This window comes from Oceanisphaera sp. (assembly GCF_048268965.1).
In the GTDB taxonomy this organism is placed as follows: Bacteria; Pseudomonadota; Gammaproteobacteria; order Enterobacterales; family Aeromonadaceae; genus Oceanimonas.
Genome location: NZ_JBLWUK010000023.1, coordinates 35,020 through 55,660, shown reverse-complemented (window position 1 = coordinate 55,660; position 20,641 = coordinate 35,020). Strand labels below are relative to the sequence as shown.

Sequence of the window (20,641 nt, the reverse complement as noted above, 5' to 3'; positions counted from 1 at the left end):
GTATTCTACGCATTCCAGATTGTTCGTCAAGCGTTGATTCAAACTTTGTTTCGTTCTCTTCAAACCCTTGTGACCGTGAGCGACTTGCCCCGTGTCAGTGGATGCGCATTATAGGGAGCGGGAGATTTAGCGCAAGAAGTTTATTGTACCAAAACGCCCAAACGGTCACTTCTTGCGCAATGTGAATTAAACTACACCAGACTGGCGACTTCTTGTGCAAATTCAGCCAGCGAGGGATACACGGCTTCTGCCATGGCTTCACCTTCCGGAGTAATGTCTTTACCGGTGCGAACCAAAACAAGGTGCGTTACTCCCGCCGCTTGAGCTGCTTTAAGATCGGATACCTTGTCTCCCACCATGTAAGAGGCACTCACATCTATGTCTAATTCAGCTACGGCCTCGTTAAACATGCCGGGGGCGGGTTTACGACAGTCACATTCCCTGGTGTCGGCGCCACTGCCTTCGGTGGGGTGATGAGGGCAAAAGTAGATGCCATCCAGGTCGATACCACTGTCGGCCAATGACCAGTCCATCCATTCGGTCAGGCGGATAAAGTCATCTTCACTGAATAACCCGCGTGCAATACCCGACTGGTTGGTGACCACGACCAGCTGATAGCCTTTTTGCTTAAGCAGTTTCATGGCGTCTATCACGCCGTCGATAAAGATAAAGTCGTCTCTTTTGGCTACGTAGCCGGTGTCCTGGTTGATAACACCGTCTCGATCAAGAAAAATTGCCGCTGTGCTCACTCGCTATCCCCTATGGTTTAAGGCTGGGTTACTGTAGGAATAATATCACAGCCACCGGCGGTTTGAGGCAGCCGTTGTCCGCTGCTGATCTCCTGGTGAAAATGACAAGCCACTTTATGGCTGTTACCTGCAAGCTCGGGCACCTGGCTGATACACACCTCGCCGACGTATCGACAGCGAGTTCGAAAGTGGCAGCCGGAAGGCGGGTTGGCCGGCGACGGTGGCTCACCTTCCAGTATCATGGGTGCCCGTCGTTGACGAGGGTCAGGCTTAGGAATGGCTGCGAGTAACGCCTGTGTATAAGGATGCCGAGGCTGGCGATAAAGCGCTTCGGCGGGAGCCAGCTCTATGATGCGGCCGAGATACATAACAGCAATATGATCCGAGATGTGCTTTACCACTGAGAGATCATGGGCAATAAACAAGATCGCCAGTTGGTACTCTTGTTGCAACGACAGCAATAAATTCAGAATTTGTGATTGCACAGAGACATCCAGCGCCGACACAGCTTCGTCACACACCAACAACCTGGGCTTCAACGCCATGGCGCGCGCTATGCCGACGCGCTGGCGTTGCCCCCCGGAAAATTCGTGCGGATAACGCTCCAGCGCAGAGGCAGGCAACCCCACTCGCTGCAATAGCTCCGCCGCCCACTGCTGGCGCTCCCTCGCCGATCCCAGGCCATGAATGACAAACGGCTCTTGTAATATGGTGCCTATGGTATGACGACCATTCAGCGATTCTTGCGGGTCTTGAAACACCAATTGCATTTCCTGGCGCAGCGGGCGCATTTGTGAGCGAGAGTAATGACTGATCTCCTCGCCGCCAAAAAAAAGGCGACCGCCGCTGGGTTCATGCAATTTAAGTACGGCACGCGCCAGCGTCGACTTGCCACAGCCGGACTCCCCCACCAGCCCCAGGGTTTGTCCGGCTGCCAATTCAAAACTGACGCCATCAACGGCATACAGGGTTTTACCCCGCCGTAACAGACCCCCGCCTAACGTAAAATGCTGCTGTAGCTGCTCAACGCGGAGCAAGGGCGGTATTGTGGTGTTTTTTGCCATGTTCATCGCCTTAACTCCCGCCAGTGATGGCACCACACATCATGCCCTGTGCTCACCGACTCCATGTTGGGTTGTTGCTGACAGACTGCGGTCATATAAGCACAGCGATTGGCGAATCGGCAACCAGCCGGTTGCTCTTCCAACGAAGGCACCTGACCGTCTATGGTCGCCAGCAGGGTTTTTCCGGGTTGATCCAAGCGGGGAATCGCCGACAGTAATCCCTGAGTATAAGGATGTACCGGGTGTTCAAACAGCGTGAACACATCCGCTTGCTCGGCACTGCGCCCCGCATACATCACCAGTACCTGATCGCAGATTTGCGCGACCACCCCCAAATCGTGGGTGATAAACAACACCGCCATGCCGGTTCTTTGCTGCAGCTCCTGAATAAGGTGCAGTATCTGCGCCTGAATGGTCACATCCAGCGCCGTGGTCGGTTCATCGCAAATCAGCAAATCTGGCTCACACGCCAGCGCCATGGCAATCATCACCCGTTGGCGCATGCCACCAGATAACTGATGGGGATAGGATTTCAGTCTGGCTTCGGCCTCGGGTATGCCGACCTGGTGCAAGATCTCGGCGGCGGCCTGTTGCTGCTGGCGTTTCGTCAACTCGGGCCTGTGGAGCTGATATACCTCCATCAACTGGCGTCCTATGGTGTGCACCGGATTCAGGGCCGTCATCGGCTCTTGAAAAATCATGGCGATCTTGTTGCCGCGCACCCGATAACGCTGCTCGGCGCTCAAGCCCAGCAAATCCTGCCCTTGAAACCAGGCTCGCCCCCCGACCACCTCTCCTGCCGGTCTGGGTAACAAGCCCAACAGGCTCAGGGCGGTGACGCTTTTACCGCAGCCCGACTCGCCCACCAGGCCTAAGGTCTGGCCAGCGGCCAGCGAAAAGCTCACATCATCCACCACCCGAAACCGGCCAGCCTCGGTGGTAAAGCTCACGGCCAAATTTTCAACCTGTAGCAGCGGCTCCATTACTGCTCCTTGTGCCGCCAGGTTTCGTCAATCTCCAGCACCGGCTCGAAGCTGGGCTTATCCGATTTTATCTGCGCTTTCAGCGTCTCATCTATCCAGAACAAGCCGCCGGTACTGTGCGGTGCCCCTTCCATGGGCCAGAACAAGGACGGGGAGTGACGAGTCCCTTTGGTTTCCGGCAGCCGCACATAACGCCAGTAGGCTTCCCGGGTGTAAGGCACCTGGTAGCCGGGAATAAAAATGGCCAACTCGTGCACCCGACGCTGTATCTGTCGGGAGATAGCAGCCTTGTCATCCAGATCCATAGTGACCCGGTATTGCTCTATCAAGCTGTCCAGCTGTGAGTCGCTGATGTTGAACAGATTATTGGTTTGCGGCTTGTCGGCGTTGACCGAGTGAAAAAACTCCCAGTACTGAGGATAAAGCCCGCCTCCTCCCCAGCCCAGCCAGGCGGCCTCGTGTTTTTTCTCCAGCATCGCCTTGAAGCCGGTGGCGCCATCCACCAGGTTCAACTGCAGATCCAGCCCCGCCTTGCGGGCCTCTTCCCGCAAGATGGCCAGCCGTGAGGTATGCTCCTGAGTGGTATAGGTCACCGCCAGACTCAGCACATCGCCAGCCGCATTGCGCAAAATGCCGCCCGGGCCCTGCTTATCGTAACCCGCCTCGGCAAACAGGGCGCGCGCTCGCTCAATATCAAAGCTGCGTGCGCGAATATCAAGATCGATAAAGTCACCATAACCGGTGCCAAAGGTGTTCATGCGCTCATAGTCGCCGCGCAATATGGTATCCAGCATACGCTGCATATTAATGGCATGGGCGATGCCCTGACGCACCCGCACATCACTCAACCTGGGGTGGGCGGTATTGAGATGCACCCCTTGGGCGCCTTGCGGCATGTCATTATAAAACCAGATGCGATTGATAAGCCCGGCTCGGTACTCGGGGGTATCGGTTTTATCGTGCCACCATTCCGGCAAAATCAGGCCAAAGGTGTCGATATCGCCGCGCAGAAAATGCCGATAGGCAATATTCATGTCCCGCACCACATTCAGACGAATGGCATCGACGTTGAAACGATGCTTGTAGTAGGTCAGCTCGTTGCCCCACCAATCGTCCAGTCGCTTGAAGCTTATCGAGCGTCCCCGCTTCACATCATCGATCACATAGGCACCGGTAACGGGAGCCAGCGCCCAGTTATAACGGCGTACCCAATCGTCGCTGAGTTCATAGAAATGCCTGGGCTGTGGCGCCAGCCCCACCGTATTCAACAGCTCGCGCCGGCTCTTCGGGCTGCCCGCCGTCACCGACAGGGTATGGGCGTCATAAGCGGTGACATCGACGATTTCCTCGCTGTAGTAGTTGTTGTACCAGGGGGCGCGGATCACTTCGGAGCGCATCATTTCCAGTGCAAACAAAAAGTCTGCACTGGTTACCGGCTTGCCATCGGACCAGCGCGCGGCCGGATTCAGTTTGAAATACATGGTTTTATGATCGTCGCCGAAGGCCCAGTGGGTGGCGAGTGCAGGAATGGGCCGCTCTGTTTGTGGATGCAGTGCATACAGCCCAAGCTGATTTTCCAGAATGAAGGAACGAAACGAGGTATTGGAGTCGGGCCCGACGGTCCGAAAGGTCAGCGGAAAGCTCAGCAGCCAGCTCTTGAACACACCGCCACGCCTGGCCTCGGGCGAGGCAAATATCGGGTCTTCGTTATTGGTCAGCCACTCCAGTTCATCCGGTAACTCGACGGCACTGACGCTCACGGTCAGGCTAAAGGCCAAACTCAATACCAGCAGCCAGCTGCTCAAACAGCTTGTTAGTTTTTTCATCGCATTCCCTGCCTATTCATAACGAGAGAAATGTTTGGGGTCGAAAGCCTCGCGAATGGCTTCGCCAATAAAGGATACCGTGATCAACACCAGAGAGACCGCCGTCACCACGGACGCCACTATCCAGGGTGCATCAAGATGGTTCACGCCCTGGCGCAGCAGCTCTCCCCAACTGGGGGTGGGTGGCGCCAGACCAAAGCCGAGATAATCGAGCGCCGTCAGTAACGAAATATTGGCCACCACGGTAAAGGGCGCCAGAGTCACTATCATCACCAGGGTATTGGGCAGAATATGGTGTACGATAATGCGCCACAGCCCCGCGCCCTGGGCCCGCGCCGCCAGTACATAATCTCGCACTTTTTCCCGGTAGGTCAGGGTACGCATATACCAGGTGATGCCCATCCAGCCGAACAGCACGTTGATGCCAACAAACAGCATAAAGTTGGGCTGGGTAAGCGACACCAGGATCATGATCACGTACAAGAACGGCACCTGAGACCACACTTCGATAAATCGCTGAAACAGCAAATCAAACTTGCCTCCCACAAAGCCCATCGTGCATCCCAGCAACACGCCAATGACATAACTGGCGGTCAGCGCAATAAAGGCAAACCCCACGGCGGTACGAAAACCGTAGACCAATCGCGCCAGAATATCGCGCCCCGAATTATCGGTACCCAGATAATGCCGCTGCGCCAGGCTGGGCGCGGTGGGCGGGAAGCTGCCACTGCTGTAATCCTGCTCGTAGGGGCTCCAGGGGACTATGGGCAGCAATACCCAATTATCTTCCTGGTTGGCGTCTGCCTGCCGGGCCAGAACCTCTTTCAGCTCTCGATAGTTGGTTTCGTATTGATACCCCAAGCCGAAGGTGTCACCGGTGATCACGGCACCATAGGTAGGGAAATAATACTGCCCTTCATATTTGACCAGCAGCGCGCGGTTACTGGCCCATAACTCGGCCGTCAGTGCCAGCACCACCATCAGCATGAATAGACAAAAAGCATAGTAGCCGCGACGAATACTGCGAAAGCGGCGCAGTTTTTTCAGGGTGAGTTCGGAAAAGAGTCTAGCCATCGAAGCGCACCCGGGGATCGACCATGGCCACACAGATATCCGACAAGATATTACCCAGCAGCATCATCAAGGAGGTGACCGCCAGAATGCCCATAACCACCGGATAATCCCGCTCGACGATGGCCTCGTAGCCCAGCAGCCCCAGGCCGTCGATATTGAAGATCACTTCTATCAGAAAGGAGCCGGCAAAAAACACCGAAATCACATTACCAAAGTGGCTGGCGATGGGGATCATGCTGTTGCGCAGGGCGTGTCGGGTCACCGCCTTGCGAAACGGCAACCCCTTGGCCACGGCGGTACGCACATAATCTGCCGACAGATTTTCCATCAGGCTGTTTTTCATGGTCATGGTCAGCACGGCGAAATCACCGATGGCATAGGCTATCAGGGGCAATAGCGCATGGTGGAACAGGTTGAAGGTTTTCGGCCAGAAGCCTTCAAGATAATAAAAGTCATCCCCCACGAAGCCCCCCATGGGAAACCAGCCAAGCTGAAAGGAGAACACGGTAAGCAGAAAAATACCGACCACATAGGCAGGCAGCGCATAGCCCCCATAAATCAACATCGAGCTGATGCTGTCGAAACGACTGTTGTGTTTCAGTGCCTTGAGGATGCCCAGCGGTATGGATACCAGATAGCTCAGGATAAAGGTACTGATACCAAAAAAGGCGGATACCGGAAGCCGCTCTTTAATCAGCTCCCACACCGGCAGGTAATAACGGGTGGAGTCCCCCAGATCGAGTCGCACCAGTTTACCCAGCCAGTCTCCATAGGCTTCAAAGACCGGTTTATCCAGGCCATAAAAGGCTTTCAGCTCCTCAATTTGCTCGGCCGAGAGCACCTGGCTGCCGCGGGAGCTCTGGCTGAACTCGCTGCTGGCCAACTGACTTTCCATCAGCATGCGTTCCACCGGCCCGCCAGGCACAAAGCGCGTGATGGCAAACACCACCAGGGTAATTCCCAAAAAGGTCGGGATCAGCAGCAATAACCGCCGCAGAAAATACTGGCCCATTGTTTTCCTTAGGTTCGTTCCTTGAAGGGCACGGAGAATAACATTACTGGCGCCCTATCCTGTTTTCCTCAAGCTCGTTCCTTGAAGGGCACGGAGAATAACATTACTGGCGCCCTATCCTGTTTTCCTCAAGCTCGTTCCTTGAAGGACACGGAAAATAACGTTATTTGCACCCTAGCCCAAGTGTCGACCGATAAGCAAGAAAGATACCCATAGTTGCCTCGCGAGTCGCCGTGTAAATTTTACATTGACTTGGACGTCCAGACGGCTTAGCATCCTCTGCTATTGGTCATGCTTGCATGACTTGTCTCTACACTCATCTGTTAAAGCAGTGAATAACCAACCCGCAAAGGCTCATCCTCCGATGATCAAGCTAACCAATATCAGTAAACGCTACGGTGAAGGCGAACACGCCGTTCATGCCGTGCGTAATATCAACCTCGAGGTTGCCGCCGGTCAGATTATGGGCGTTATCGGTGAATCCGGGGCCGGTAAAAGCACCCTGATCCGCTGCGTCAATATGCTGGAGCGCCCCACCGAAGGCAATGTGCTGGTCGACGGTCAGGAGCTCACTCGCCTCAATAATAGCGAACTACCGGCTGCTCGCCGTAATATCGGCATGATTTTTCAGCATTTTAATCTATTGTCGTCCCGTACCGTGTTCGCCAACATCGCCTTGCCACTCGAACTGGCCGGCATGGGCAAGGCGGCCATCAAACAGCGCGTTAACGAACTGCTGGACCTGGTTGGCTTGTCTCATCGTGCCGATGCCTACCCCAAGGCGTTATCCGGTGGCCAAAAGCAGCGGGTAGCCATTGCCCGCGCCCTGGCACCCAACCCCAAGGTATTGCTGTGTGACGAAGCCACCTCGGCACTGGATCCGCAAACCACCCAGTCGATTCTTGCGCTGCTAAAAGACATCAACCGCCAGTTGGGCTTGACCATCCTCTTGATCACCCACGAGATGCATGTCGTGAAAACCATCTGCGACCGGGTCGCCATTATCAATGATGGCGAACTGGTGGAACAAGGCGACGTGGCCTGGTTTTTTGCCAATGCCAAAACCGAGCTGGCACGACGTTTTATTGCCTCTACCATCAATCTGGATATTCCCGATGAATACCAGCAGCGACTGGTCGCCGAGCCATTGGCCGGAGCCCTGCCGCTGGTTCGCCTGGGCTTTAGCGGCGACACCGTGGACAGCCCGCTGATTTCCATACTCAGCCGAGAGCTGAACGTGGATGTCAGCATCTTGAGTGCCGACATGGAATACGCCGGTGGCGTCAAGTTTGGCTTTATGCTGGCCGAACTGGACGGAGAACCCGCACAAACACAGGCCGCACTGGCTTATCTTCAGGATCATAAAATTCAGGTGGAGTTACTCGGTTATGTCCGACGCCATGATTAATCTGCTGTTATCTGCGCTATGGGAAACCCTGATCATGACCTTTGGCTCGGGCTTGATTGCTTGTGCACTGGGTATCCCTTTAGGCATCGCCCTGCATGTGAGCAAACCCGGTCAAATTTGGGAACATGCCGTCTTTAATAAAATATTAGGCTCTGTGGTCAATATTGGCCGCTCGATTCCCTTTATCATCTTGCTGGTCGCCATTATTCCCTTTACACGCATGATTGTCGGTACCAGTATCGGCACCATTGCCGCCGTGGTACCGTTAACCGTTGCCGCCATTCCCTTTGTCGCCCGCCTGATGGAAGGTGCATTAATGGAAATTCCCAGTGGCCTGGTGGAAGCGGCACAGGCCATGGGCGCCAAACGCATACAAATAGTGACGAAAGTCTTGCTGCCCGAGGCGCTGCCCGGCATGCTCAATGGCATTATCATTACCCTGGTCACGCTGGTGAACTACTCTGCCATGGCCGGTGCCATTGGCGGCGGCGGCCTGGGTGATGTCGGTATTCGTTACGGCTATCAGCGCTTCGATCCACAGATCATGCTGATTACCGTGGTGATGTTGGTGGTACTGGTACAAATTATTCAAAGCGCCGGCGAACGTCTGGTGGCTTATGTTGATCATCGTTGATTAAAAAGGAGTTACCCGATGAAATTAGGTTTTAAATCGTTCGCGACCCTGAGTGTACTGGCCTCGGCCCTGGCCCTGGGCGGTTGTGGTGAGCAGGCCAAAGACACCGCCGAAGAAGCCGCAGCCAAACCCCTGCGTCTGGGTGTGATTGCCGGTGCCGAAGAACAGGTTGCTGAAGTGGCCGTCAAGGTGGCCAAAGAGAAATACGACCTGGATGTAGAGCTGGTATCGTTCAGCGACTATGTCACGCCCAACGTGGCTTTGAATGATGGCAGCCTGGATATTAACGCCTTTCAACATCAGCCTTACCTCGACAAGCAGATTGAAGACCGTGGCTACGATTTGATCGCCGTGGGCAACAGCTTTGTTTACCCCATCGCGGCCTACTCCAAGGTCATCAAGTCTCTGGATGAACTGGAGGATGGCGCCAAGGTTGCCGTGCCTAACGATCCGACCAACCTGGGCCGTACCCTGCTGCTGCTGGAGCAGAAAGGTCTGATTGAAGTAGATGATGCCGTGGGTCTGGAAGCCACCACGCTGAATATTACTGCCAACCCCAAAAAGCTGAACATCATCGAGCTGGAAGCCCCCCAGCTGCCACGCTCGCTGGATGACGTGGCACTGGCGGTGATCAACACCACCTATGCGTCACAAATCGACTTGCTGCCCGGTCGTGACAGCCTGTTTGTAGAAGACAAGGAGTCACCTTACGTCAACCTGATTGTGGCTCGTACAGACAACCAGGACGATGAGCGCATCAAAACCTTTGTGCAGGCGTATCAGAGTGAAGAAGTCTATCAGGCCGCACTGGAGCTCTTTAAAGGCGGCGTAGTTAAAGGCTGGTAACCCCGGCTGATAAACGCATCAAGGTCACGGCTTGCCGTGGCCTTTTTTGTTTGGGCTGTCATAATAAAAAAATCAAACTGAGCATTAAGGGTTACGCATGCAAAAGTGGTACTTGGCACATTGCCGCCCCCGGGAAGAAGAGCGGGCACTGCAAAACCTGACCAATCAAGGCATAGAGGCATTTTACCCCTATGCGGAAGTGAAAAAGCGCGTTCGCCGAAAAATGGTGACCCGCGTAGAAGCGCTGTTTCCGGGCTATATTTTCGTCCGTGCCGATCTCGGCATTACCAGCTCTGCCACCATAGGGTCGACCCGAGGCGTACGCAACTTGATACGCTTTGGCGGTGGCCCCTGTGAAGTGCCCGCCGAGTTGGTGTACGATTTGATGAGTCGCAGCGATAGCGACGAACTCAGAGAACAGCTGACCGACTTGCCCCGAAGTGGCGACAAGGTACGCATAGAACTGGGGCCGTTTGCCGGGCTGGAGGCGATTTATCAGGAAGCCGACGGTGACACTCGCGCCATTTTACTGTTAACGCTACTGCAAAATGCCGTTCCCACCAGCTTCGCCAACGACGAGTTTTCTCGCTTGCCAAAATAGTGGGGAGTGAAGGGTGAGGAGTGAGGTGCTAACGGTGAATCTTCAGGCATGAGTGACACCTCACTCTTTACCCCTCACAATTCACGGTTGATTATCGATGCTCCAGCACCATCACCTGGTGGTGCTGCAATGGCTGATAACGATCGTACCTGGGTTTAGCCATCAGACTTTGCCACCACTGGCCCGGCGCCAACCCCAGGGGGAGCTCGATTCCCACCCGCAACCTGGATTCAAACTTATCCTTGCTGTTACTCAGTAACGAACTTTGCAAACGAAAAATACGCCAGGGCGAATAATTAAGCGACCACTGGCGAGATAACGCGGCCTTGTATTTATCTCCGCTGCCGTACAGGTCGAGTCGGCGCCCCTGCCAGCGATAATAGCGACTCGAGACACTCAGACCCGGCACCATCCCCAGGCGCCCTTCGCCAAACCACAGCTGCCCGGATGCCGGTCGCTCTCGCCGCCCTGCCTGCTGCTGCCAGCCGGATAACGGCTGATACTGACCCGCCCCCAGAGTCCAGTCTTGATGCTCCAGAAACAGTAACAAGCCCCCCCGCTGATGATCCCAGCCGGCCTGGTAGTCCAGCACGGGTTCGACATGGCCACTAACGGTAGCGGTAAGCGGGTGTTCAAAGTGCATGCCGGCCTGATAGGTCAGTCGCTCGTCCCGATAATCAATCCCCAACTCGCCCTGCCAGTTCGACATCACCGGCAGCGCCATTCGGCTGCTCAGTAAGGGTTCCTTATCAAATAGCGGCAGCTGATAGTCCCAGTTCCATTGTTCCGGAGTGAGCCAGAGCCATTCGCTGAGCTGTTGAGAACCAAATGACAGGGTATCATCCGCCAGCGTCATGCCTTGCTGCTCGACAAATTTATCGAGATTGTTGGTGGCCGCCGCCCGGGCTGCCGTGGCCAGGGTAAGCAACACCCGGTCGGTTTTAGGGGCATGGGCCGGATCCGGTGGCCCCAGTTGGGGCAGGCTGGCCGAGACAGCCCTCGCCTCGGGCAGGCTCTCTCCTGTTGGCTCGGCTAATACGTGGCTCGGTTTGGCCTCTGTTGGGGGTAATGCCGCTGCGTTTTCCTTTACGGATCGGCTGTTCCGGAGCGAACGGTCCGGTACCCAAATCCAGTCCCCCGGAATTAAGGGCGTCATAAAGCGCTGGGGATTAAAGTCGCGACGCAGTGCCCGTTCACTGAGTTGATAGTCTCCCGCCAGTGAGCGCCAGCTTTCACCCGGCATGACTTGATGCCGGGCGACACTCAGGCTCGCCGCCTGTGACCAGCCGCTGACGGATAACGACAGCAGTAATATAAATCGATTCAAGCCTTTGCTCATACAGTGGCTGCTAAATCCTGTAAAGGTGAGAGGACAGAAAGCTGGAAGCGATAAGCCGGAAGTAAACACTAAATTTGTAGATTCATGGGTTTTCTTCCAGCCCTCAGCTTCAAGCTTGTCTCTTAGTCACAACCTTTTTGATATTAATGTGGCTTGTCAGGCTGAGGGCATTATTTTTTGACACGCCGTGCACCATCCATGGCGGTCGGACATCATGTGCTGAGCGTCGCATGAAGGTGCTTGAAGCGTGTCGGAGGAGGCTACCCAGCCGTCTCTCGTCTTTAAGATCTGGGGTTGGACTTAACTCTGCACCCTACCCCTGAAAGCCGCACAACAGGCGGTATTCTTCCAGCACATAGGTGTCGGTCATGCCACTGACAAAATCAAGCAACAACCGGACCCTGAAGTACCATTCTCGCTCGGTCGCACTTTCAAATAAAGTCGCATTTACACTGTCGCGTCGATAGGCCGCCAAATGACGGGGAGGCAGCCGGTGATACAACCGGCGCAATAACAGCCCTTCTGCATCCTGACGGTTTTCCAGACTGGTAAACTCCTGCGCGGGCAAGGCAAGCAAGGGGGCGAAAGCTTCCAGCACCCCTTTAAGGGCGGCAAAGCCCGATAACTCCAGCGCCTCGACCTCTCGGCGATTGAATACCTGCCGGTGGGCAAAGTCTTTCAACCATTGCAGCGCCTGTGCCGGTGCCTGGTCCACGTCCAGCAGGGACGCGTTATGACTGCCATCCAGAATCGCCGGCTGATGCAGCAGGTACTGCTCGCTAACCAGCACCAGCAAGTCATCATTCAGGCTCTGGCGAAAGCGACTGAAGAAGCCGGGCTCCTCCGCTTTCGCCTGCTGCCAGCACTGTTGCAGATAATCATTGCCGTTACTCAGCAACGCCTGCTCCAGCTCCGCCAGACTCAGCACCCCTCTGTCTACCGCATCTTCCAGATCGGCCACCCCATAGGCCATGTCGTCGGCGGCCTCCATCAAAAAGGTCAGCGGATAACGCCCCTGAGTGGTGGTGGGAAACAGCTTTCTCATCTGTTGTATCAACGGTCGTTCACTAAAATAATGACCGGGTTTTTGCTGCCAGGGGCCATGGGTTTGACGTTGATAGGCACCGCGTACGTACTTTTGCAACGCCGCCAGCTGACTCAGGGTCAGATTCAACCCTTGCAGACTATGCAGGAGTCGCAGGCTCTGGGCATTGCCTTCAAATTGCTGCAAGTCCGCCATCAGCATGGGCCACTGGCGCGAACCGCTGCCGACCGCCTGTTGAAACAGGGCGGGCAGTCGCGTGCGCAGCCAGTCAATCATGACCACCTCGCCAAAGTGACCAAATGGCGGGTTCCCCACATCGTGCAGCAGGCAGGCCATTTCTACCAGGCTGACGAAGGCTTGCTTATCCACATCCGGCCCCAGCTCAGCCAGCACCGTTAACGCCAGCTGACGACCGGTTTCTTTCACTTCCAGCGAGTGGGTCAGTCGACTGCGCACCGAGGCCTTCACATCCAGCGGAAACACCTGGGTTTTTTGCTGCAACCGCCGCACTGGTGAACATTGTACGATGCGGCTGCGATCCGCCTCTATTGCCTCCAGCGCCGTCTCGGCCTGCGCCGCCGGCACCTGACGTTCGCTGACAATAAAATGCTGGTACTCACTCATACCCGGCTCTCCAGCCAATGGCGCAGCACGATCAAATCTGCAGGCAGGTGATGATTGAGCTCATTCACCCAGCCATCCAGTTGCAACCACCAGTCGGCCAGTTCTGGGCTTTGTATTTGCTGCGCCAGCAGTTGAACCCGCTTCAAACCCACCGAGCCGGCGGCACCCTTGATTTTATGGGCTTCATCCACAATGCCTGCTTGCTCTTTACTGGCCACAAAATCATTGAGTGTGTTCAGGTAACCCTCAGCCATCCGCTCCAGCATATCGACACTGGACAACAAGATGGCCGCGCCAACCGTATCCACATAGTCGGTTAGAAACACCGTATCCAGTACCACGGCTTCGTCCTGGTGCGGCTCGGCGGCAGAGCGCTCGACCGGGGTGTTCACCGGAGCCGCGGGCAGTGCTTGCTGTTCCTGCGCCTGGGAGCGATGAGCAAAAAATCGGGTCAATACACCTTTGATGGCCTTGGAAGACAGCGGCTTGCTAATGGCATCGTCCATGCCTTTGACCAGATACTCCTCTTTATCGCTGATCACGTTGGCAGTCAGCGCCACTAAAGGGGGCAGCGAGGTAGAGGCTTCCCGGGCCTCTTGCCGTAAACGGGCGGCAATATCAAAGCCGGTCATGTCCGGCAACTGGATATCGAGAAACACCAAATCAAAGGACATCTGCGCCAGCCAGGCGAATGCCTCGCCGCCATCCCGGGCCACCGTCACCTTGTGGCCCAGCTTTTCCAGCAAGGCACAGGCGACGGTCACGTTAAGCTCCACATCCTCGACCAGCAACACCGACAGCGGCGGCAGCTGCGCCACCACGGGATCATCCACCGGTGCCTGGGTTCTCGGCACCTTGATGGTAATACTGAAGCAGGAGCCTTCTCCCGGCTCGCTGTCCAGCTCTATGGTTCCCTGCATGGCATCCACCAACTGCTGGGATACCGCCAGGCCAATACCGGTGCCAGTGGCGTGTTTGTTGCCTTCTACCTGAAAATACAGCGCGAATATTTCCTGCTGCAGCTCGGGAGGAATGCCGATGCCGGTATCTTCGATATCGAAACGCAGGGTAATTTCGTCCGGGGTCAGCTCGTCGGCCATGCAACGTATGGTCACGCCACCCTCATCGGTGAATTTGACCGCGTTGCCCACCAGGTTCCACAACACCTGCCGCAAGCGGGTGCCGTCGGCCAGAATCCATTCGGGAATGTCGCCGTCCCGATCGAAATGCAGATACAGGCCTTTTTGCTCGGCCTGCAGCCGGGCCAGGCTTTCCAGATCATCCAGAAACCCGGGGAAGTCCATCGGCTCGGGCGCCAGCTCCAGCCGGCTACGATCAACCTTGTCCAGATCGATGATGTCGTTGAAGATATTGCCCAGAGTCACGGCACTGAAATGAATGGTTTTCAGGTGCTGTAGCTGCTCCTGATCCAGCTTGGTGGCCAGCAAAATACGACTCAGGCCGACGATACCGTTCAACGGCGTGCGCAGCTCGTGACTGATGGTGGAAATAAAGGTGGTCTTGTCACGGCTGGCTTTTTCCAGCTCCTCCTGATAACGCTTGCGCTCGGTAATGTCCCGACCGAAGCCCAGCAACCCCAGTCGCTTGCCGTTACGATCGAAGAAGGGCACCTTGCGCAACTCGAAGCAGGCATGGTGACCATCGGGATATTGCAGCCACTGCTCGTAGGTCTGGGTTTCATTGCGGGCGAACACTTCCCTGTCGGTTTCCACCACCTTCTCGGCCACCGCTGCCGGATACACATCGAAGGGGGTCAGGCCTATCAGCTCTTTTTCCTGGCGGCCGAGCAGGTTCTCCATGGCTTTGTTACAACCGGAAAACTCTTCCAGCTCGTTGCGGTAATACACCAGATCCGGCGAAGTATCGATAAAGGAGCGCAACAAGGCCGAGCGCTCCTGAGACTCCAGCTGGGCCTTCTCCCGCTGGTAGATTTCCGCCTCCAGATCGTCGATGGCCTGCTGGCGGGCGGTCTCGGCCCTGTGGGTTTCTTCTATCTGGCGATTAAGCAGCTCCAGCTTTTCCTGCAACTCGTTGTTGAGTTCCAGATCCCGCTCCCGCATCTGCTGCAGCCGCTGCACCAGCTGGCTGAGCCGCTGACGGGAATCTTCCAGCTGGTCTACCACCACCGACAGAAAATACACCGCCCAGGGCGTGACCAGCAGTCCGAAAAAGACGGAACGGACCATATCTATGGACTCTACCGTTCCCCGGAGAAACAGCGTTACGCCAACCTGGATAAAGATGGCCAACAATATGATGCAGGCGGCCAGCAACATGCTGAAACGCACTATGCCCAGCTTGGTCATCAGATCAACATAGTATTGCGCCCATGTTTTTATGGGTTTCATCGGTTATTCCCGTCAATAGCAGTATAAAAGCAGGATACCGCCTTAGTCGCAGGCTGTCATGCCGATGATGAGATGATCGGATATGCTCTAGAATGGAGTCAGAGTGGCCTGTTCAATCCAGGCGTCATTTGATGTCAAACGTACTGTGTTTCATTTAACGCGCCCCAGCAGTGGAATGTTATGCAGTAAAAATGCATTTATAATCTTAAAATGAGGGGGTAACTGCGCTGAAACGACCACCAGATCTGTTTTTCAAGCAGCATAAGGCGAGACTCAGCTCGAAGCCCTGGCGCTGAAATGTAGTAAAAGAACAACACAAATCACTTGATTTTATATTGTGCTGCTTATCGCCCACAAGCAACATAAAAGGCCAATATGAAATCTAAAATTAAGATTTATCGCCAAACAATCGGGTTTTTTGCTGGAATATATTACTTGAGGCTGAGGTGATCGGCGACTTATCGCTTGATTCCTTTCATTGACCTCATAAAAAAATCCCTATATTTTGGTAAATTAGCCACCAATGGCAACGGACGCTTCAGAGCATGTCGTGCTGACAAAAGTAGTCGCTCGGCCCAATGGCTTGAGCAATGGAGGAATGCAATGTCTCTTTATGACCCTAGGCTTGAGAAGGATAACTGTGGTTTCGGACTCATCGCCCATACAGAAGGCGAAGCCAGCCACAAGCTGGTCCGTCTCGCCATTTCGGCACTGGATCGCATGCAACACCGCGGCGGTATCGCCGCCGATGGTAAAACCGGCGACGGTTGCGGCCTGTTGATGCAAAAACCCGACAGCTTCTTTCGTGCTGTCGCTCAAGACAAAGGATGGAATCTGGGTCGCAAATATGCCGTCGGCATGATGTTCCTCAATCCGGATCCGATACTGGCAGAACAGAGCCGAAAAATAGTCAACGAAGAGCTGGAAAAAGAAACCCTGAGTCTGGTGGGCTGGCGAGAAGTACCGGTAAATACCCAGGTGCTGGGTGACATCGCCAAGGCCTCGCTGCCCCGTATCGAGCAGGTGTTCGTCAATGCTCCCGCCGGCTGGGTGGTCAATGATATCGAACGTCGCCTCTATATAGTGCGGCGGCGTATCGAAAAGCGTATCAAGGACGAATACTTCTATGTGGTCAGCCTGTCCAACCTGGTGATGACCTACAAAGGGCTGTGCATGCCCGCCGACTTGCCCCGCTTCTATCTGGACCTGGCAGACATTCGCCTGCAATCGGCCATCTGCGTATTCCACCAACGCTTTTCCACCAATACCCAGCCCCGCTGGCCGCTGGCGCAGCCGTTCCGTTTTCTGGCCCACAACGGCGAAATCAATACCATAGGTGGTAACCGCCGCTGGGCCCAGGCCCGGGCCTACAAGTTTGGCTCCCCCTTACTGCCGGACCTGAGCGATGCCGCCCCTTTCGTCAACACAGATGGCTCCGACTCCTCCAGCCTGGACAACATGCTGGAACTGTTTCTGGCCGGTGGCATGGACCTGTTCCGTGCCATGCGCATGCTGATCCCGCCCGCCTGGCAGAAAAATCCGGCGATGGACGAAGACTTGCGTGCCTTCTACGACTTCAACTCCATGCACATGGAGCCCTGGGATGGCCCCGCCGGCATAGTGATGTCCGACGGCCGCTTCGCCGCCTGCGCCCTGGACCGTAACGGCCTGCGTCCGGCTCGCTTCGTGCGCACCAAAGACGGCTTTATCACCCTGGCCTCCGAAATCGGTATCTGGGACTACACCCCGGACGAAGTGCTCGAAAAGGGCCGAGTCGGCCCGGGCGAGCTGTTCGTGGTGGATACTGCCAAAGGAAAAATCTGGACCAGCTTCGAGATCGACGACGATCTCAAGTCTCGCCACCCCTATAAAGAATGGATGACCAAGCACAAGCGTCGCCTGATCCGTTTCGAAGACCTGCCCGATGATCAGGCTGGCAGGTCCGAACTGGACGCCGACACCCTGCGCATCTATCAGAAGCTGTTCGGCTATTCGATGGAAGAGCTGGAACAAGTGATTCGAGTGATGGGCGAAAACGGCCAGGAAGCGGTCGGGTCCATGGGTGACGACGCCCCCATGGCGGTGCTGTCCAGCAAGCCTCGCTCCCTGTATGACTACTTTCGCCAGATGTTTGCCCAGGTTACCAACCCGCCCATCGATCCGCTGCGGGAGAACCACGTCATGTCGCTGGCCACCCTGATTGGCCGCGAGCAGAACGTGTTCAACGAGACCCATGGCCACGCCCATCGGGTGCAGTTCGAGTCGCCCATTCTGCTGTATTCCGACTTTCATCAGCTGATGAGCCTGGAACAGACCCACCACAAGCATACGGTGCTGGATCTGAACTTCGCACCGGAAGAAGGCCTGCAGGCCGCCATAGTGCGTCTGTGTGAGCAAGCCAAAACCGCCGTTGAAACCGGCACCGTACTGCTGGTGCTGAGCGACCGTAATATCAGCAAGGATAAGCTGCCGATTCCGGCCGCCATGGCCGCCGGTGCCGTGCAGCACACCCTGGTCGAACACAACCTGCGCTGCGACTCCAACATCATAGTGGAAACCGCCAGCACCCGGGATCCGCACCAGTTTGCCGTGTTGCTCGGCTTCGGCGTCACCGCCATCTACCCTTACCTGGCCTACGAGACTCTGGGCCGCATGGTGGAAGACGGTGTACTCAAGATGCCCCTGCGCGAGGCGCTGCTCAACTTCCGCAACGGCATCAACAAGGGCCTGTACAAGGTGATGTCCAAGATGGGCATCAGCACCATCGCCTCTTACCGCTGCTCGCAGCTGTTTGAAGCCATCGGCCTGCATCCGGAGGTGATAGAGCTGTGCTTCAAGGGCGTGTCCAGCCGGGTACAAGGGGCTTCTTTCGAGGACTTCCAGCAGGATCTGTTCAACCTGAGCCGGGTGGCCTGGATTGCCCGCAAGCCCCTCAATCAGGGGGGGCTGCTCAAGTATGTCCACGATGGCGAATACCACAGCTATAACCCGGATGTGGTCACCAGTCTGCAAACCGCGGTGCGCTCCGGCAACTACGATGACTACCGGGTGTATTCAAAGCTGGTCAACGAGCGTCCGGCCGCCATGCTGCGCGACTTGCTGGCCCTCAAGCCCAACGGCCAGAGTATCCCGCTGGATCAAGTAGAGCCGGCCAGTGAGCTGTTCCCCCGCTTCGACAGCGCCGCCATGTCCATCGGCGCCCTGGGCCCGGAGGCCCACGAGTCACTGGCCATCGCCATGAACCGTCTCGGCGGCAAGAGCAACTCCGGCGAGGGCGGTGAAGACGCTCGTCGCTTCAATACCTTGAAGAACTCCAAGATCAAGCAGGTGGCTTCCGGTCGCTTCGGGGTAACGCCCCACTACCTGATGAACGCCGAAGTCATTCAGATCAAGGTGGCTCAGGGTGCCAAGCCCGGCGAAGGTGGTCAGCTGCCCGGCCACAAGGTGACGGCGGAAATCGCCAAACTGCGTTATGCGGTACCGGGCGTGACCCTGATTTCCCCCCCGCCGCACCACGATATTTATTCCATCGAGGATTTGGCCCAGCTGATCTTCGACATCAAGCAGATCAACCCCGGCTGTCTGGTGTCGGTCAAGCTGGTCTCCGAGCCCGGCGTCGGCACCATCGCCACCGGTGTGGCCAAGGCCTATGCGGATTTGATCACCATCTCCGGCTACGATGGCGGCACCGGCGCCAGCCCGCTGTCTTCGGTCAAGTATGCCGGCTCCCCCTGGGAGCTGGGACTGGCCGAAACCCAGCAGGCACTGGTGGCCAACGGCCTGCGCCACAAGATACGGCTGCAGGTGGACGGCGGCCTGAAAACCGGTCTCGATATCGTCAAGGCCGCCATTCTGGGTGCCGAGAGCTTCGGCTTCGGTACCGGCCCCATGGTCGCTCTGGGTTGCAAGTATCTGCGTATTTGTCATCTGAATAACTGCGCCACCGGCGTGGCCACTCAGGATGAAAAACTGCGCCGGGACCACTTCCTTGGTCTGCCCGAGATGGTAGAGAACTACTTCAGGTTCATCGCCGAAGAAACCCGCAAGCTGATGGCGCTGTTGGGCGTGGCCCAGCTGACCGACCTCATCGGCCGCACCGACCTGCTGGAGATACTGCCGGGCCTGACCGCCAAGCAGCAGAAACTGGACTTGTCCGGCATCATGGCCAGACCCGAACCCAAGCCGGGCCTGGGCGTGTTCTGCCAGGAGGGTAACCCCAATGTCGACAAGGGGTTGCTCAACCTGAAGATCACCGAAGATGCCCTGAGCGCGGTGGAAACCAGCGGTGGTGGCGATTTCTACTACCACATTCGCAATACCGACCGCTCTGTGGGGGCGCGGCTGTCCGGCGAAATCGCCCTGCGTCACGGCAATCAGGGCATGGCGGCGGATCCGGTTCGTATCCATCTGGATGGCACCGCCGGCCAGAGCTTCGGCGCCTGGAACGCAGGCGGTCTGGAGATGATCCTGACCGGTGATGCCAACGACTATGTGGGCAAGGGCATGACCGGCGGCAAGCTGGTGATCAAATCCCATGTCGGCGTGGCCTTCTCCTCCCATGAAGCCACCCTGGTCGGTAACACCTGCCTGTACGGCGCCACCGGTGGCTACCTCTACGTGGCGGGCCGAGCCGGTGAACGATTCGCGGTGCGTAACTCGGGCACCATAGCCGTGGTAGAAGGCGTGGGTGACAACGGCTGCGAATACATGACCAGCGGCATAGTCACAGTGCTGGGTTCCACCGGCGTTAACTTTGCCGCCGGCATGACCGGGGGCTTTGCCTATGTGCTGGACGAAGAGAACGACTTCGAGCTGAAAACCAACTTTGAGCTGGTGGAATTGCTGGAGCTGGACGAACTGATGATCCATCAGGAACATCTGCGCGGCATTATCACCCAGCACCTGCAGGAAACCGGCAGTCAACGCGCCCAGCAGATCCTGGCCAACTTCGGCCAGTACCTGCCCAAGTTCCGGTTGGTTAAACCCAAATCCAGCGATGTGACTTCTTTGTTAGGTCATCAGAGCCGTTCCACCGCAGAGCTGCGGGTCCACGCGCAGTAAAGGAAG

Annotated in this window: 14 protein-coding genes; 5 read left to right on the top strand and 9 right to left on the bottom strand. The window is 56.3% G+C overall.

Annotated elements, in window-relative coordinates; translation table 11 throughout:
- Positions 1-191 precede the first annotated feature (191 nt).
- Genes gmhB through ACN0VL_RS11155 form a run of 6 tightly spaced genes read right to left on the bottom strand, consistent with a single transcriptional unit; the run spans position 192 to position 6,708 of the window.
- Positions 192-749 (bottom strand): D-glycero-beta-D-manno-heptose 1,7-bisphosphate 7-phosphatase, encoded by a 558-nt coding sequence (gmhB, locus tag ACN0VL_RS11180; protein ID WP_417617367.1) that lies wholly within the window; start codon positions 747-749, stop codon positions 192-194.
- Between the two features lie 17 nt (positions 750-766).
- Positions 767-1,819 carry an ABC transporter ATP-binding protein gene (locus ACN0VL_RS11175; protein ID WP_417617365.1) on the bottom strand — a complete coding sequence of 351 codons (1,053 nt, stop codon included), beginning with the start codon at positions 1,817-1,819 and terminating at the stop codon, positions 767-769.
- Complete coding sequence (locus ACN0VL_RS11170; protein ID WP_417617364.1) at positions 1,816-2,796, bottom strand: ABC transporter ATP-binding protein; 981 nt, start codon at positions 2,794-2,796, stop codon at positions 1,816-1,818. The genes ACN0VL_RS11175 and ACN0VL_RS11170 overlap by 4 nt, the downstream gene beginning before the upstream one ends.
- Positions 2,796-4,622 carry an extracellular solute-binding protein gene (locus ACN0VL_RS11165; RefSeq protein WP_417617362.1) on the bottom strand — a complete coding sequence of 609 codons (1,827 nt, stop codon included), beginning with the start codon at positions 4,620-4,622 and terminating at the stop codon, positions 2,796-2,798. Before ACN0VL_RS11165 ends, ACN0VL_RS11170 begins: the two co-directional genes overlap by 1 nt.
- Positions 4,623-4,634: 12 nt before the next feature.
- On the bottom strand, positions 4,635-5,696 hold the full coding sequence (locus ACN0VL_RS11160) for an ABC transporter permease (protein ID WP_417617361.1): 1,062 nt from the start codon (positions 5,694-5,696) through the stop codon (positions 4,635-4,637).
- Positions 5,689-6,708: an ABC transporter permease subunit gene (locus tag ACN0VL_RS11155; RefSeq protein ID WP_417617359.1), complete on the bottom strand. Its 1,020-nt coding sequence runs from the start codon at positions 6,706-6,708 to the stop codon at positions 5,689-5,691. The genes ACN0VL_RS11160 and ACN0VL_RS11155 overlap by 8 nt, the downstream gene beginning before the upstream one ends.
- Positions 6,709-7,072: 364 nt before the next feature.
- Here ACN0VL_RS11155 and metN point away from each other — a divergent pair, with 364 nt between their 5' ends.
- The 4 genes from metN (at position 7,073) to rfaH (ending at position 10,197) form a co-directional block, all read left to right on the top strand.
- Positions 7,073-8,116 carry a methionine ABC transporter ATP-binding protein MetN gene (gene metN, locus ACN0VL_RS11150; RefSeq protein WP_417617357.1) on the top strand — a complete coding sequence of 348 codons (1,044 nt, stop codon included), beginning with the start codon at positions 7,073-7,075 and terminating at the stop codon, positions 8,114-8,116.
- Positions 8,097-8,750, top strand: coding sequence for a methionine ABC transporter permease (locus tag ACN0VL_RS11145; protein WP_417617356.1), 654 nt, complete (start codon positions 8,097-8,099; stop codon positions 8,748-8,750). Before metN ends, ACN0VL_RS11145 begins: the two co-directional genes overlap by 20 nt.
- Positions 8,751-8,768: 18 nt before the next feature.
- The gene (metQ, locus tag ACN0VL_RS11140) at positions 8,769-9,596 is read left to right on the top strand and encodes a methionine ABC transporter substrate-binding lipoprotein MetQ (protein WP_417617354.1); all 828 of its coding nucleotides are present in this window, start codon (positions 8,769-8,771) and stop codon (positions 9,594-9,596) included.
- Between the two features lie 97 nt (positions 9,597-9,693).
- Entirely contained in the window at positions 9,694-10,197 is a 504-nt protein-coding gene (gene rfaH / locus ACN0VL_RS11135) for a transcription/translation regulatory transformer protein RfaH (RefSeq protein ID WP_417617352.1), read from the top strand.
- 91 nt (positions 10,198-10,288) lie between these two features.
- Here the strand turns inward: rfaH and ACN0VL_RS11130 are convergent, their stop codons facing one another.
- From ACN0VL_RS11130 to arcB, 3 genes are all read right to left on the bottom strand, one after another.
- On the bottom strand, positions 10,289-11,524 hold the full coding sequence (locus ACN0VL_RS11130) for an inverse autotransporter beta domain-containing protein (RefSeq protein WP_417617351.1): 1,236 nt from the start codon (positions 11,522-11,524) through the stop codon (positions 10,289-10,291).
- Positions 11,525-11,849: 325 nt separating this feature from the next.
- Positions 11,850-13,205, bottom strand: coding sequence for a dGTPase (gene dgt, locus ACN0VL_RS11125; protein WP_417617349.1), 1,356 nt, complete (start codon positions 13,203-13,205; stop codon positions 11,850-11,852).
- Positions 13,202-15,574 carry an aerobic respiration two-component sensor histidine kinase ArcB gene (gene arcB, locus ACN0VL_RS11120; protein ID WP_417617347.1) on the bottom strand — a complete coding sequence of 791 codons (2,373 nt, stop codon included), beginning with the start codon at positions 15,572-15,574 and terminating at the stop codon, positions 13,202-13,204. Before arcB ends, dgt begins: the two co-directional genes overlap by 4 nt.
- A gap of 603 nt (positions 15,575-16,177) precedes the next feature.
- Between arcB and gltB the strand changes: the two genes are divergently transcribed.
- Positions 16,178-20,635 carry a glutamate synthase large subunit gene (gene gltB / locus ACN0VL_RS11115; protein ID WP_417617345.1) on the top strand — a complete coding sequence of 1,486 codons (4,458 nt, stop codon included), beginning with the start codon at positions 16,178-16,180 and terminating at the stop codon, positions 20,633-20,635.
- Positions 20,636-20,641: the final 6 nt, after the last annotated feature.

Excerpts from the sequence above, each read along its gene's own strand:
- ACN0VL_RS11175 (WP_417617365.1), bottom strand. The coding sequence starts at position 1,819 with ATGAACATGGCAAAAAACACCACAATACCGCCCTTGCTCCGCGTTGAG.
- ACN0VL_RS11170 (WP_417617364.1), bottom strand. The coding sequence starts at position 2,796 with ATGGAGCCGCTGCTACAGGTTGAAAATTTGGCCGTGAGCTTTACCACC.
- ACN0VL_RS11165 (WP_417617362.1), bottom strand. The coding sequence starts at position 4,622 with ATGAAAAAACTAACAAGCTGTTTGAGCAGCTGGCTGCTGGTATTGAGT.
- ACN0VL_RS11160 (WP_417617361.1), bottom strand. The coding sequence starts at position 5,696 with ATGGCTAGACTCTTTTCCGAACTCACCCTGAAAAAACTGCGCCGCTTT.
- ACN0VL_RS11155 (WP_417617359.1), bottom strand. The coding sequence starts at position 6,708 with ATGGGCCAGTATTTTCTGCGGCGGTTATTGCTGCTGATCCCGACCTTT.
- metN (WP_417617357.1), top strand. The coding sequence starts at position 7,073 with ATGATCAAGCTAACCAATATCAGTAAACGCTACGGTGAAGGCGAACAC.
- ACN0VL_RS11145 (WP_417617356.1), top strand. The coding sequence starts at position 8,097 with ATGTCCGACGCCATGATTAATCTGCTGTTATCTGCGCTATGGGAAACC.
- metQ (WP_417617354.1), top strand. The coding sequence starts at position 8,769 with ATGAAATTAGGTTTTAAATCGTTCGCGACCCTGAGTGTACTGGCCTCG.
- rfaH (WP_417617352.1), top strand. The coding sequence starts at position 9,694 with ATGCAAAAGTGGTACTTGGCACATTGCCGCCCCCGGGAAGAAGAGCGG.
- dgt (WP_417617349.1), bottom strand. The coding sequence starts at position 13,205 with ATGAGTGAGTACCAGCATTTTATTGTCAGCGAACGTCAGGTGCCGGCG.
- arcB (WP_417617347.1), bottom strand. The coding sequence starts at position 15,574 with ATGAAACCCATAAAAACATGGGCGCAATACTATGTTGATCTGATGACC.
- gltB (WP_417617345.1), top strand. The coding sequence starts at position 16,178 with ATGTCTCTTTATGACCCTAGGCTTGAGAAGGATAACTGTGGTTTCGGA.